General features: G+C 62.9%; 11 protein-coding genes. 8 read left to right on the forward strand and 3 right to left on the reverse strand.

What is annotated here, in order from left to right:
* Positions 1-182: 182 nt before the first annotated feature.
* Positions 183-1298 carry a branched-chain amino acid ABC transporter substrate-binding protein gene (locus tag PP4_RS05495; RefSeq protein WP_016498259.1) on the reverse strand — a complete coding sequence of 372 codons (1116 nt, stop codon included), beginning with the start codon at positions 1296-1298 and terminating at the stop codon, positions 183-185.
* A 359-nt stretch (positions 1299-1657) separates the two neighbouring features.
* Between PP4_RS05495 and PP4_RS05505 the strand changes: the two genes are divergently transcribed.
* Both PP4_RS05505 and PP4_RS05510 read left to right on the forward strand, forming a co-directional pair.
* Positions 1658-1969 carry a DUF2288 domain-containing protein gene (locus PP4_RS05505; RefSeq protein WP_016498260.1) on the forward strand — a complete coding sequence of 104 codons (312 nt, stop codon included), beginning with the start codon at positions 1658-1660 and terminating at the stop codon, positions 1967-1969.
* A 170-nt stretch (positions 1970-2139) separates the two neighbouring features.
* Positions 2140-3027: an NAD(P)-dependent oxidoreductase gene (locus tag PP4_RS05510; RefSeq protein WP_016498261.1), complete on the forward strand. Its 888-nt coding sequence runs from the start codon at positions 2140-2142 to the stop codon at positions 3025-3027.
* On the opposite strand, the gene PP4_RS05515 is transcribed toward PP4_RS05510, so the two are convergent.
* The gene (locus PP4_RS05515) at positions 2927-5191 is read right to left on the reverse strand and encodes a putative bifunctional diguanylate cyclase/phosphodiesterase (RefSeq protein ID WP_016498262.1); all 2265 of its coding nucleotides are present in this window, start codon (positions 5189-5191) and stop codon (positions 2927-2929) included. The two genes, PP4_RS05510 and PP4_RS05515, sit on opposite strands and share 101 nt — an antisense overlap.
* A 293-nt stretch (positions 5192-5484) precedes the next feature.
* The gene (gene rapA / locus PP4_RS05520; RefSeq protein ID WP_016498263.1) at positions 5485-8331 is read right to left on the reverse strand and encodes an RNA polymerase-associated protein RapA; all 2847 of its coding nucleotides are present in this window, start codon (positions 8329-8331) and stop codon (positions 5485-5487) included.
* Between the two features lie 162 nt (positions 8332-8493).
* Between rapA and PP4_RS05525 the strand changes: the two genes are divergently transcribed.
* The 6 genes from PP4_RS05525 to PP4_RS05545 all read left to right on the forward strand — a co-directional run bounded on the left by PP4_RS05525 (position 8494) and on the right by PP4_RS05545 (position 12460).
* A complete protein-coding gene (locus tag PP4_RS05525) occupies positions 8494-9189 on the forward strand; it encodes a M949_RS01915 family surface polysaccharide biosynthesis protein (RefSeq protein ID WP_016498264.1) in 696 nt (231 codons plus the stop codon).
* A 63-nt stretch (positions 9190-9252) separates the two neighbouring features.
* Positions 9253-9582, forward strand: a complete 330-nt coding sequence (locus tag PP4_RS05530; RefSeq protein WP_016498265.1) for a hypothetical protein — start codon at positions 9253-9255, stop codon at positions 9580-9582.
* Positions 9583-9649: 67 nt separating this feature from the next.
* On the forward strand, positions 9650-9811 hold the full coding sequence (locus PP4_RS29320; RefSeq protein WP_003254864.1) for a hypothetical protein: 162 nt from the start codon (positions 9650-9652) through the stop codon (positions 9809-9811).
* A gap of 134 nt (positions 9812-9945) precedes the next feature.
* A complete protein-coding gene (ccoM, locus tag PP4_RS29705; protein WP_003254862.1) occupies positions 9946-10062 on the forward strand; it encodes a cytochrome c oxidase subunit CcoM in 117 nt (38 codons plus the stop codon).
* Between the two features lie 216 nt (positions 10063-10278).
* Positions 10279-12267 (forward strand): FUSC family protein, encoded by a 1989-nt coding sequence (locus tag PP4_RS05540; RefSeq protein ID WP_016498266.1) that lies wholly within the window; start codon positions 10279-10281, stop codon positions 12265-12267.
* The gene (locus PP4_RS05545) at positions 12254-12460 is read left to right on the forward strand and encodes a DUF1656 domain-containing protein (protein ID WP_016498267.1); all 207 of its coding nucleotides are present in this window, start codon (positions 12254-12256) and stop codon (positions 12458-12460) included. The genes PP4_RS05540 and PP4_RS05545 overlap by 14 nt, the downstream gene beginning before the upstream one ends.
* Positions 12461-12467: the final 7 nt, after the last annotated feature.

Consider the following 12467-nt stretch of genomic DNA (forward strand, 5'->3'; position numbering starts at 1 on the left):
GCGCTCCTAAAAACCTGATTTGCATTTCGCTGGCGGGGGTATGCCAGGAAACCGCGGGTGACGGTTTTAAGATTTTCAGGTGGGCCCGCCCCCGGATCGCGGGAGTCGGGCCCATGAACCTCGTAAAACAAAGCCCACTGCTCGCACAGTGGGCTTCTACGGTCAGCTATTTAGTCACGCAGTTACTGAGGGGAGACTTCGGTCTTCGGCTTGCCGAAGTGCCATTCGTATACCACGAACTTGAAGTCTTTCAGGTCGCCTTTGGCGTCGTACGACAGCTCGCCGGTCGGGGTCTTGAAGGTACCGGCGTGGATGGCCGCTGCCACCTTGTCGGTGTCTTCGGACTTGGCGGCCTTGATGCCTTGGGCGATCAGTTCTACCGCAGAGTAGGCAGGGAACACGAACGGGCCGCTTGGGTCCTTGCCGTCAGCCTTGATGGCGTCGACGATCTTCTTGTTCTCCGGGTCGGCATCGAACGACTTCGGCAGGGTGACCAGCAGGCCTTCGGAGGCGTTCTGGGCGATCTGCGAGATCGAGTCGTTACCCACGCCCTCTGGGCCCATGAACTTGGCTTTCAGGCCTTTTTCCTGTGCCTGGCGCAGGATCAGGCCCAGCTCTGGGTGGTAGCCGCCGTAGTAGACGAAGTCGACATTGTTCTGCTTGAGCTTCTGGATGATCGAGGAGAAGTCCTTGTCACCCGCGTTCAGGCCTTCGAACACGGCAACCTTGGTGCCTTTGCTTTCCAAAGTCTGCTTGACCGCGGTGGCGATGCCTTCACCGTACTGTTGCTTGTCGTGCAGGACGGCAACGACCTTCGGCTTGACGTGGTCGGCGATGTAGTTGCCGGCGGCCGGGCCTTGGGCGCTGTCCAGGCCGATGGTGCGGAAGATCAGCTTGTAGCCACGGGCGGTGATTTCCGGCGAGGTGGCGGCCGGGGTGATCATGATCACGCCTTCATCTTCGTAGATGTCGGACGCGGGCTGGGTGGAGCTGGAGCACAGGTGGCCGATGACGAACTTGACGCCGTCGTTGACCACTTTGTTGGCGACTGCCACGGCCTGTTTAGGGTCGCACGCGTCGTCGTATTCCTTGGCTTCGAGCATCTTGCCATCGACGCCGCCCGCGGCGTTGATATCCTTGATGGCTTGCTTTGCGCCGATGAACTGCATGTCGCCGTACTGGGTCACAGGACCCGTCTTCGGACCGGCGATGCCGATCTTGATGGTATCGGCGGCAAACGAATGGCTGGCTACCCCGGCCAGTACCATTGCGGCGAACAGCTTGGAAATCTTGATCATAGTGCTCCACTCATTCTGTTGTAATTCTTATAGTCCTGGCGGCCAGGGCTACAGACCGGGCGGGATTTGCAGCGTGGCCATGCCAACGCGCAAGCCCACCTTCCCCCGGAACATGTCCCGGAACTGTACCGGTACAGTGTAGAGCGCTGTTTGAGCGCTTGGAAAGCCGTCAAAAAGTGCCTGTTTCCTGGGTTGTCGCTTGCTCGACACAAAGATACAAAAAGGCGCCATCAAATGGCCTGTATCTGCAACCCCGCCCCACAAGTTCGGGGTCAATCGACCAAATTACATATTTGTACCCGGGTTTTTCTGCAAAAATGCCGACCTTTTTTAGTGGCCAATTTTTGCGGATACCGCCCATGACTGATCAAACAAGCACCCTCTATGCCAAATTGCTTGGCGAGACGGCAATCATCGAGTGGAAAGCCCTGGAGCGTTTCTGGGCCAAGGGTGACCTGATTTGGGTCGACCCCAGCCTCGACCTGATCACCGTTGCCGAGGCGATGGCCGAGAATCGCAGCGAGATCTTCGCCAAGTGGCGTAGTGATGGCACTGTTGGGCCGGTGTCGGCCGAGCAGGCACTGGACCTGCAAAGCCGCGATCCAGAGATCTGGGCCGTGGTGGTTTCGCCGTTTATCGTGATTCAGGCGAAGCGTCCGGCTGAAGCATGATCTTTTTTGGTGCGCAAAAATGCGCAGCAGCCCCGTTTTGGTGCTTGAAGGCGTTCAGGGCGGGTAGAGGTAAGTAACAATTCGGCGTGGCGGTAACAGTTTACGGGATGCGTAATGTGTCCACCGTTCCGGCCAGCCTGGAAAACAATTCGAATAGCCAGGAGTCATTGATGAGCACTGCACTACCTTCGCTTGGATTCGCCGGCATTGGCCTGATGGGCCTGCCCATGTGCCGACGCCTGCTGGCGGCGGGGTACCCGCTGACCGTGTGGAACCGCAGCACGGACAAGTGTGCTGCGCTGGTCGCTGCCGGCGCGCGCCTGGCCAACAGCCCCGCCGAATTGTGCCAGGGCAGCGACATGGTACTGCTGTGCCTGGCCGACACGGCCGTGGTCCGCGAGGTGGTATTCGGCGAGCACGGCATTGCCCAGGGTGGGCGCAGTGGCCAGTTGCTGATCGATTTCTCCAGCCTGGAACCCACCGCCACCCGTGAAATGGCCGCCGAACTCGCGGTACTGTGCGGCATGGCCTGGCTGGATGCCCCGGTGTCCGGCGGCACACCCGGTGCCGAGGCCGGTACCTTGGCGATCATGGTTGGCGGTGAAGCGGCCGACCTTGAGCGAGCACGCCCAGTGCTGCAGGTGCTTGGTCAGCGCGTGACGCACATGGGGGCTGTGGGGGCCGGGCAGGTGACCAAGGCCTGCAACCAGATGATCGTGGCGTGCAATGCGCTGGTAATCGCCGAAGTGGTGGCGCTGGCCGAGCAGTCCGGGGTAGACGCGACGCTGATCGCCGAAGCACTGGCGGGTGGCTTTGCCGATTCCAAGCCGCTGCAGATCCTCGCGCCGCAAATGGCCGAAAGCCGCTTCGAGCCAATCAAGTGGCACGTGCGCACGCTGCTCAAGGACCTCGATGGCGCAGTCAGGTTTTCTCGTGAGCAGGGCTCGGCGACGCCGCTCAGTGGCCTCGCCGCGCAGCTGATGCGCCTGCACGGTAGCCAGGGTTACCTGCAAAAAGATCCGGCGACCCTTGTAGAGCTGTACCGCAACAAGGGCTGACTGCCTCGCTTTGGCGCTGCAGCCGCTCCAGTAGCGGCCGCAGATCGGCCAGCGGTACCGGGCGGCCCAGCAGGTAGCCCTGCAGGTAGTCGCAGCCATGGGCTTCAAGGAATGCCTGCTGTTCGACGGTTTCTACGCCTTCGCTGACAACCTGCAGGTGCAGGGTATGCGCCATGACGATGATCGCCTGGACGATCTCGCGGTCCTTCTGGCTGCCCGGCACATCTTGCAGGAAGGTGCGGTCAATCTTCAGCACGTCCAGCGGCAGGCGCTTGAGGTAGGCCAGTGACGAGTAGCCAGTACCGAAGTCGTCGATCGACAGCGCCACGCCAAGGGCACGCACGCGCTTGAGCAGGTTGACGGTACGCTGGATATCGCCCATCAGGGCGTTTTCGGTCACTTCCAGCTCCAGGTTCCGGGGCGCGAGCCCGGCGTGGAACAGCGCCTTCTCTACTTCGTTGGGCAGTTCATCGTGGCTGAGGGTTACGGCTGAGCAATTGACCGTCACCTTGATGTCGCCATAACCGTGGCGCTGCAGGTGCGCCAGGTCGGCGCAGGCGTGGCGCATCACCCACAGGTCAAGGTCGATGATCAGGCCGTTGGCTTCGGCAATGCCGATGAAGCGATCGGGCGCCAGCAGGCCGTGCTGGGGGTGATGCCAGCGCACCAGGGCTTCGAGCTTGGCCACCTGCCCGCTGTGCATGTCGAAGATAGGTTGGTAATGCACGCACAGGCCACGCTCTTCGAGCAGGGCCAGGCGCAGCTCTTCTTCCAGTTGCAGGGCAAAGGAGGCCTGGGTTTTCAGGTTGTGGTTGAAAAAGTGCAGGCTGTTGCGCCCGCTATCCTTGGACTGATAAAGGGCGAGGTCGGCATGCTTGAGCAGTTCTTCGGCGCTGTTGCCGTCATCGGGGAAAATGCTGACGCCAATGCTGGTGGTCATGACCATGCGCCGCCCACCCAGGTCGATGGGCTCTTTCATCCGTTGCATGATGCGTTGTGCCAGGTGGCGGGCTTCGTCGCAGCTGTTGAGGCTGGTGACCACGCAGAACTCGTCGCCGCCCAGGCGTGCAACCAGGTCCTGATTGCGAGTGGCGGCCTTGATGTGGTTGGCGATCACCTTGAGCAGTTCGTCGCCAGCGTCGTGGCCAAGGCTGTCATTGATGCGCTTGAAGTGGTCGATGTCGAGGAACATCACTGCCAGGCGGTTTTCCGTGGCCTGGTGATCGGCCAGGCGCTCGGCGAACACCTGGTTGAAGCCACGGCGGTTTACCAGATTGGTCAGGGCGTCGTAGTGCGCGGCCTGCTGCAGCGAGGCGCGGGCCTGGTCCAGTTGGCTGAGCAGTATGCTGACCCGGCGCAGGTCGTGCTCCTTGCTCTGCAGCTTCTTGTCGGCCAGTGCGGCGCTGATGCTGGCGCCACTGATAAGCAGGGTGATGAAGCCGATGCCCAGCCCCAGTTGCAGGCTGTTGTCACCAGAGGGCAGGCGCAGTGCGGTGTCGGCCGGGATCACCAGGGTCATGGCCGACATGGCGGTAAAGTGGGTGGCGACGATACCACCGGCTATCAGCAGGCTGGCGCCGTACTTCATGGCCTGGTGCAGCGTGCCGCTGCCATTGCGCAGGTACCGGGCCAGGCACAACGCTGCCAGGCTGGTAAGCAGGGCAAGGGCAGCAGAGACCAGCAACAGGCCAGTCTGGTAGTACTGCTGGGCGCCGGTTTGCATCGCAGCCATGCCCACAAAGTGCATGAGGATGATGCCCAGGCCGATCAGTACTGCGCTCAGCAGGAAGTGATGCGCGCGCATCTGGCTGCGGTCGAGGCTGTGCATGGTCACCCAGGCGACGCCCAAGGCGATGAGCAGCGAAAGAATGGTAAGGGAAACGTCGTAGTGCACCTCCACCGGCGCCTGGAAGGCCAGCATGCTGATGAAGTGCATGGCCCAGATGCCACCGGCCAGGCAGCAGGCGCCAAGCATGTGCCATTGTCGGTGGGCAGTGGGGTCTTCGCTGTGGGAGTGGCGTTCGGCCATGTCGAGGGTCGCGAAGCAAGCCGCGCTGGCAACGAAGTAGGCGAGCAGGACCAGGAACGGTTCATGGCGGCAATCGATAACGATGCGCCCGGTTGCCGGAAGGTCGGCGAACAGTTGCAGCCCCAGCCATTCCATTGAGTGCCCCATGATCGAGTTTTCACTCGTCTGCTCTACAACCCTGTGCAGACTGTCCAGAGGCAGTATAGGAAGAGGTGTTTAAGCCTTCCTGAATAATGGCATATTGATTTCTACGATTTGGTTATCAACCCGATCGCCATCAGGCATAAAGAGAGGGATATACGTGTAGGAGCAGCCTTGTGCTGCGAAGAGGCCGTACGCCTCACAATAATCTTGTGGGGCATACGGCCTCTTCGCAGCACAAGGCTGCTCTTACAGATGGTGGTCAGGCCACCAACGGGCGTGTCAGATCAGCCAGCCACCAGCACGCGAATGGCCTCCAGGCGCAAGGCGGCCTTGTCCAGCATCGCCAGGCCGTCTTCACGCTGCTTGCGCAGGGCGTCGATTTCGCTGTCGCGCACGCTTGGGTTGACCGCTTGCAGTGCCACCAGGCGGGCGAGCTCTTCGTCGGCCTCGGCTGCCAGACGGCGCTGCGCTTCGGCTACGCGCTCGACGTGCGTCGGCATGATCTTCTCTTCACCGCCACTGATGCGCTTGGCGAGCACGTCCCGCTGGGCCTGGACGAACTTGTTGGCGCTGGCACGCGGTACGCTCTCGAGCTGCTCGTTGAGGGTTTCGAAAGCCACGCGGGAGGCCAGGTCGTTGCCGTTGGCGTCGAGCAGGCAGCGCAGTGCGGCCGGCGGCAGGTAGCGGCCCAGCTGCAGGCTGCGTGGTGCCACCACCTCGCTGACGAACAGCAATTCGAGCAGGACGGTGCCCGGCTTGAGTGCTTTGTTCTTGATCAGTGCCACGGCGGTGTTGCCCATAGAGCCGGACAGCACCAGGTCCATGCCGCCCTGCACCATCGGGTGCTCCCAGGTGAGGAACTGCATGTCCTCGCGCGACAGCGCCTGGGCACGGTCGTAGGTGATGGTCACGCCTTCGTCGTCGCCCAGCGGGAAGCTGGCATCGAGCATCTTTTCGCTCGGCTTGAGGATCAGGGCGTTCTCGGAATGGTCTTCGCTGTCGATGCCGAAGGCGTCGAACAGGGTTTCCATGTAGATCGGCAGGGCAAACTGGTCGTCCTGTTCGAGAATGGCCTCGACCAGCGCCTGGCCTTCGCCGGCACCGCCGGAGTTGAGCTCCAGCAGGCGGTCGCGGCCAGTGTGCAGTTCGGCTTCCAGGCGCTCGCGCTCGCTGCGGGCGTCGTCCACCAGGGAATCCCAGGCCTTGCTCTCGCCACCTTCAAGCAGCGACAGCAGGCGTGGGCCGAACTGGTGCTGAAGGGCGTTGCCGGTGGGGCACGTGTTGAGGAAGGCGTTAAGGCCTTCGTGGTACCACTGGAACAGGCGCTCTTGCGGGCTGCCTAGCAGGTACGGGATGTGCAACTGGATGGTGTGCTTCTGGCCGATCCGGTCGAGGCGGCCGATGCGCTGTTCGAGCAGGTCCGGGTGTGCTGGCAGGTCGAACATCACCAGGTGATGGGCGAACTGGAAGTTGCGGCCTTCGCTGCCGATCTCGGAGCAGATCAGCACTTGCGCACCGAATTCTTCGTCGGCGAAGTAGGCGGCGGCGCGGTCGCGCTCGAGGATGTTCATGCCTTCATGGAACACCGAGGCCGGGATGCCGGAGCGCACGCGCAGGGCGTCTTCCAGGTCCATGGCGGTTTCGGCGTGCGCGCAGATGACCAGTACCTTGGTGCGCTTGAGCATCTTCAGGGTGTCGATCAGCCAGTCGACGCGCGGGTCGAAACGCCACCAGCGCTCGTCGTCAGCCACATCACCCTGGGCCTGGAAGGCGACTTCCGGGTACAGCTCGGCGTGCTCGCCGGCTGGCAGGTCGCGGTACTGCTCGGGTGTGGCCAGCGGGTAAGGGTGCAACTGGCGCTCGGGGAAGCCCTGGATCGCCGCACGGGTGTTACGGAACAGGACGCGGCCGGTGCCGTGGCGGTCCAGCAGCTCGCGGATCAGACGTGCGCTGGCCTGGCTGTCGCCGTCGCTGACTGCAGCCAACAGGGCTTCGCCTTCGGCACCCAGGAAACCCTGGATGGTGGCGTGGGCCTTTGGCGACAGGCGGCCTTCATCGAGCAGCTCCTGCACGGCTTCAGCCACCGGGCGATAGTGCTCGCTTTCGGCGCGGAAGGCGGCCAGGTCGTGGAAGCGGTTGGGGTCGAGCAGGCGCAGGCGGGCGAAGTGGCTGTCCTGGCCAAGCTGCTCGGGGGTGGCGGTGAGCAGCAGCACGCCCGGGATCACCTGGGCCAGTTGCTCGACCAGGCCGTATTCGGCGCTGACCTGGTCTTCGTGCCAGACCAGGTGGTGGGCCTCGTCGACGACCATCATGTCCCAGCCAGCGGCAAACAATGCGTCCTGAGCCTTTTCGTCGTCGACCAGCCATTCCAGTGCAACCAGCGCCAGCTGGGCATCCTCGAACGGGTTGCTGGCGTCGCTTTCGATAAAGCGCTCGGCATCGAACAGGGCCACTTGCAGGTTGAAGCGGCGGCGCATTTCCACCAGCCACTGGTGCTGGAGGTTTTCCGGTACCAGGATCAGCACGCGGCTGGCGCGGCCCGAGAGCAGTTGGCGATGGATCACCAGGCCGGCCTCGATGGTTTTACCCAGGCCCACTTCGTCGGCCAGCAGTACCCGCGGGGCGCTGCGGTCGGCGACTTCGCGAGCGATGTGCAACTGGTGGGCGATTGGTTGCGCGCGGCAGCCACCCAGGCCCCATAGCGCCGACTGCATCTGCTTGCTGGTGTGCTGCAGGGTGTTGTAGCGCAGGCTGAACCACGACAGGGGGTCGATTTGCCCTGCAAACAGCCGGTCACTTGCCAGGCGGAACTGGATGAAGTTCGACAGCTGGGTTTCTGGCAGGGTACGCGGCTGGTTCTGACCGTCCAGGCCGTGGTAGACCATCAGCCCGTCGATGTCGTCGACTTCGCGCACGGTCAGCTTCCAGCCCTCGAAGTGGGTGATCTGGTCACCTGGCGAGAAGCGCACGCGGGTCAGCGGCGCGTTGCGCAGGGAATACTGGCGTGTGTCGCCAGTGGCCGGGTAGAGCACGGTCAACAGGCGGCCATCCTGCGCCAGGATGGTACCCAGGCCGAGCTCTGCTTCGCTGTCGCTGATCCAGCGTTGCCCCGGTTGATACTGCTGCGCCATACTGCCTGAACTCCCGCGATGAAAAAGCCGATTATGTTAACGGATCGGCCGGTCAGACCAAAGTGCGAACGCACCGAAAGGTGCCGATCGACAACAGGAAGTTAGTCAGTCTAGCCGTTTCATCGTCTTGCACCGTGCAGCTGACGAGGGCCCCGGATCAACATGTCTGCCAAGCACCGCTGGATCAGCGCTTCCATGGCCGTGGGCAGCCTGTTGCTGCTGGCCGCCTGCGAGCAGAAAAACTTTGAGACCTTGCCGGCCATCCCGATGGAGCAGCTTGAGGTCCTGGGCGTGCAGACGCCGATCAAGAGCGTGCACTTTCGTGACCGCGACGGTGAAGGCCTGTTGGTATTGAGCCGCAGCGATGGCCAGGCCAGCGACCCGGAAAGCGAGCAGGAAGTGGACAAGGTGGTACTCAAGGCCACCCTGTACGGGCGCACTGCCGAAAACGATGCATTCAAGGCGCGCTGGCAGATCGAGCAGGAAACCACCTGCCCGGGGCTGGACCTGGACGTGGACTTCTATACCGACGTCAGTGATGTCAGCGACCTGAACAAGGATGATGTGGCCGAGGTTACGGTGGCCAGCCATGCCTTCTGTGGCGGCGGCATCGACCCGCACGATATCGCTATCGAGATGCGCGAAGGGCAGGCCAGCTACACCATCACCGGCCAGTCACTGATCAGCCCGGCGGGTGAGGAGCCGATCGGCGGTGACCGGGATGACAGTGCCTCGCTCAAAGCCGCGCCGCAGGTGCTGCGCGACCACATGGATGCGGTCTGGCAGCAGGTTTACAAGCGGCCCTGGAGCGAAGCCAGCCCGCCAAGCGACGATGATCCTGACGACGAAGCCGAGTAATTGTTGTCCATGACATCAAGGTAAACCCGCGCCTGCCGATACAGGGGGCATAGGAGAATGTCCATGCTGCCGCCAATCATCCCGCTCAGCGCTGCCCCGGTGACCTCTCAACTGGACCCGGTCAAGCCGACCCCCGACATCAAGCCGGTGGTGCCGGCGCAGCCTACGTCCAGCGAAAGTGGCATTGACCTCAAGCACCAGCGCGACCCGCAGGAGCAGGTGCTGTTGCTGCGCGAGGAGCAGCGGCGCCAGCAGCAACGTCGCAAGCAGGGCGACCAGGATCGCTACAGTGCCGTGCCAGGTGACGAGGTCAACGCTGACAACACCGTGCCGGTCGCCCCGTTGATGGGCGAGCACGTACGCCAGGGGCTGCTGGTGGATATCGAAGTCTGACGCGGGGCTGGTCAGCGCCTGCGCCTGGCTTCATCATGCAAGCCTCAGTTGATCGTCGAGCCCGCCCATGAGCCAAGACAACCTCATCGATTTTGATGCCGAACGCGCCAAGCGCGTCCACGACCTCAAGGAAAAGCGCCTGAACGAAATGCGCAACGCGTTCGAGCAGGCCCTGCCGTTGAGCACCAGCAAGAAAAAGAAGCCCAAGGGCAAACCGAAGAAGCGCTGAAACTTGACGCAGGTCAACCCTGCACCCGCCTCGCGTGCCCGGCCCCGGGCACCATTGACCCCGATCAATTTTCTCCCCCCTCACATTGGTTAACGTTCACCCATCGGACAACGGCAGACTAATGGGAGGCCAGCATGTTCTTCGACAACGTGGTTATCGCTGGTGTGGTAACGGTCGGGTTGATGGTCGCTTTCTTTGCCGGTCTGGGCATTTTCATCTGGAAGGACTCGAACAAGCGCAAGCCGCGCTGACCTTTCGGGTACACGAGCACGCAAGGCATTTAGGGCGACTTCGGTCGCCCATTTTTTTTGCCTGGGATTTAAGTGTTGCCTGTGCCGGCCCTTTCGTAGCAAAGGCTTACCGATGTTCCCATAAAGATGATTAGCTAGCTAATTAATCGTTTCCGCATTATCCTCCTCACCATTGTCTATCTTTCCAGTACGACCATCCCCCGCAAGGTCCGCCTAGTGCCCATCACCCTTCAGGCCCTGTTCGCCCCCACCAGCCTCGCCTTCAAGTTCGCCATCAAGACCTTGCTCGGTGGCGGCCTGGCGTTGTGGCTGGCGATGCGCTGGGGCCTGGAGCAGCCGTCCTGGGCACTGATGACCGCCTTCATCGTCGCCCAGCCACTGTCAGGGATGGTGGTGCAGAAAGGCCTGGCACGGCTGGCCGGTACCTTGGTCGGCACGGTCATGTCAGTGGTGTTCATCGGCCTCTTTGCCCAGACCCCTGGCTTGTTCCTCATTACCCTGGCGCTGTGGCTGGCGCTGTGCACTGCTGCCTCGACCCAACTGCGCAGCGCCTGGGCCTATGCCTTTGTACTGGCTGGCTACACCGCGGCGATTATTGCCTTGCCGGCCATCGACCACCCGTTGCAGGTGTTCGACCAGGCCGTGGCACGGTGTACCGAGATCTGCCTGGGCATTTTTTGCGCCACCGCCACCAGTGCCTTGCTCTGGCCAATGCGGGTGGAGCAGCAATTGGGCGGGCAGGCGCGGCAGGCCTGGCAGAACGGCCTGCAGGCTGCCAGTGCCATGCTGGGCGGCGAGGACGAGGCGCGCAAAGGCTTGCTGGAGAGCCTGGGGCGTATCGTTGCCATCGACAGCCAGCGTGAACATGCCTGGTTCGAAGGCAACCGCGGGCGCCAGCGAGCTCGCGCCATTCGTGGTCTCAGCCAGAAGCTGATGGTGCTGTTGCGCATCTCGCGCTCGGTGCGCCGGCAGTGGCGGCAACTCGATGAGCGTGAGGCAGCACACCTGGCACACTGGCTGGAAGAGGTTCGCGCGCTTCTGGCCAAACCCGACCAGCCCAGCCTGTTGCTGCTGCGCCAGCGCATCTGGGATGCCGCCCATGATGAGCAGATCAGTTCGACAGAGCACTACTGCCTGGCGCGCATGGCCTTGCTACTGGATTACGCCATGGCCGCCAGCCTGGCGCTGGAGGATGTGGAGGCGGGCAGGGCGCCCAAGGATGTATCCCAAGGCCTGGCCGTGCACCGCGACTGGTCACTGGCCTTGCTGTTCGGCTCACGCAGCGCACTGGCTTTTCTGGTGATGAGCGGCTTCTGGCTGGCGACAGCGTGGCCTTCGGCGCCGGGTGGCCTGGTGTTGACTTGCGTGGTCTGCAGCCTGTTCGCCAGCCGCGAGAACGGCGCGCAGATTGGCCTGAGCTTCCTGCGCGGGATCTTCCTGGCGATACCTGCGGCGTTTCTGGTGGGGCAGATCCTGCTGCCGCAATGGAGCAGCTTCGCCATGCTTTGCCTGGGCATGGGCGTGCCGCTGTTTCTCGGCGCATTGGGCATGGCCCACCCACGCACCGGGGCCACCGCCACTTCCTATTGCCTGCACTTCATCGTGCTGGTGTCCCCGCTCAACGCCATGCAGTTTGGTGTGGCGACCATGCTCAACAGTGCGTTGGCGATGCTGGTAGGGGTGTCGGCAGCGGTGATGGCCTTCCGGTTACTGGTATTCCGCCACCCGGCCTGGCTGGGCCGGCGCCTGCGTGCCGCCACCCAGAGCGACCTGGTGCGCCTGACCCGGCGCGACCTGCGCGGCGCCGACAGCTGGTTTGGCGGGCGCATGGCCGACCGCCTGATGCAACTGGCGCGGCATGCTGGCGAGCTGCCCGAAAACGAGCGCAAGCGCTGGGATGACGGCCTGCACGGGCTGGATATCGGCGATGAACTGGTGCACCTGCGCATGTGCCTGGCGGTTGCCCAGGCCCCCTTGGGGCGGGCCGAGCGCGAGTACTTGCAGCAGGTGGAGGCGGTACTGGCCAAAGGGCCGGCTGCCGGGCGTGGGCAGCGCCTGGACGCCGCCAGTGAACAATTCATTGCCGCCTTGCGTCGGCTGCCTGCGAGTGACCCGCTGCGGCTGGCCGAAGGGGCTGTGCTGCAGTTGCAGAAAAGCTGGGGCAAGTGGTGCCGTTGGCAGGAGGAAGCCCATGGGGTTGCGTGAATGGGAAGTGGGCGGCGTGCTGCTCAGCCCGTTTCTGCTTTATGTGTTGCTGGCGCTGGTGATAACCGGCGTGTTGCGCCTGGTGGTGCAGGCGACGCCGTTGGGGCGCTGGATCTGGCATGAAGCGTTGTTCGATGCAGCGCTGTTCGTTTGTGTGTTGTTCCTGGTGGTGAGGCTGCTGGGAGCTTTATAAAGGAGTG

The organism is Pseudomonas putida NBRC 14164, from assembly GCF_000412675.1.
GTDB classification, from domain to species: domain Bacteria; phylum Pseudomonadota; class Gammaproteobacteria; order Pseudomonadales; family Pseudomonadaceae; genus Aquipseudomonas; species Aquipseudomonas putida.

Bases quoted from the DNA above. Each gene is read 5' to 3' on its own strand.
- PP4_RS05495 (WP_016498259.1), bottom strand. From the start codon at position 1,298: ATGATCAAGATTTCCAAGCTGTTCGCCGCAATGGTACTGGCCGGGGTA.
- PP4_RS05505 (WP_016498260.1), top strand. From the start codon at position 1,658: ATGACTGATCAAACAAGCACCCTCTATGCCAAATTGCTTGGCGAGACG.
- PP4_RS05510 (WP_016498261.1), top strand. From the start codon at position 2,140: ATGAGCACTGCACTACCTTCGCTTGGATTCGCCGGCATTGGCCTGATG.
- PP4_RS05515 (WP_016498262.1), bottom strand. From the start codon at position 5,191: ATGGAATGGCTGGGGCTGCAACTGTTCGCCGACCTTCCGGCAACCGGG.
- rapA (WP_016498263.1), bottom strand. From the start codon at position 8,331: ATGGCGCAGCAGTATCAACCGGGGCAACGCTGGATCAGCGACAGCGAA.
- PP4_RS05525 (WP_016498264.1), top strand. From the start codon at position 8,494: ATGTCTGCCAAGCACCGCTGGATCAGCGCTTCCATGGCCGTGGGCAGC.
- PP4_RS05530 (WP_016498265.1), top strand. From the start codon at position 9,253: ATGCTGCCGCCAATCATCCCGCTCAGCGCTGCCCCGGTGACCTCTCAA.
- PP4_RS29320 (WP_003254864.1), top strand. From the start codon at position 9,650: ATGAGCCAAGACAACCTCATCGATTTTGATGCCGAACGCGCCAAGCGC.
- ccoM (WP_003254862.1), top strand. From the start codon at position 9,946: ATGTTCTTCGACAACGTGGTTATCGCTGGTGTGGTAACGGTCGGGTTG.
- PP4_RS05545 (WP_016498267.1), top strand. From the start codon at position 12,254: ATGGGGTTGCGTGAATGGGAAGTGGGCGGCGTGCTGCTCAGCCCGTTT.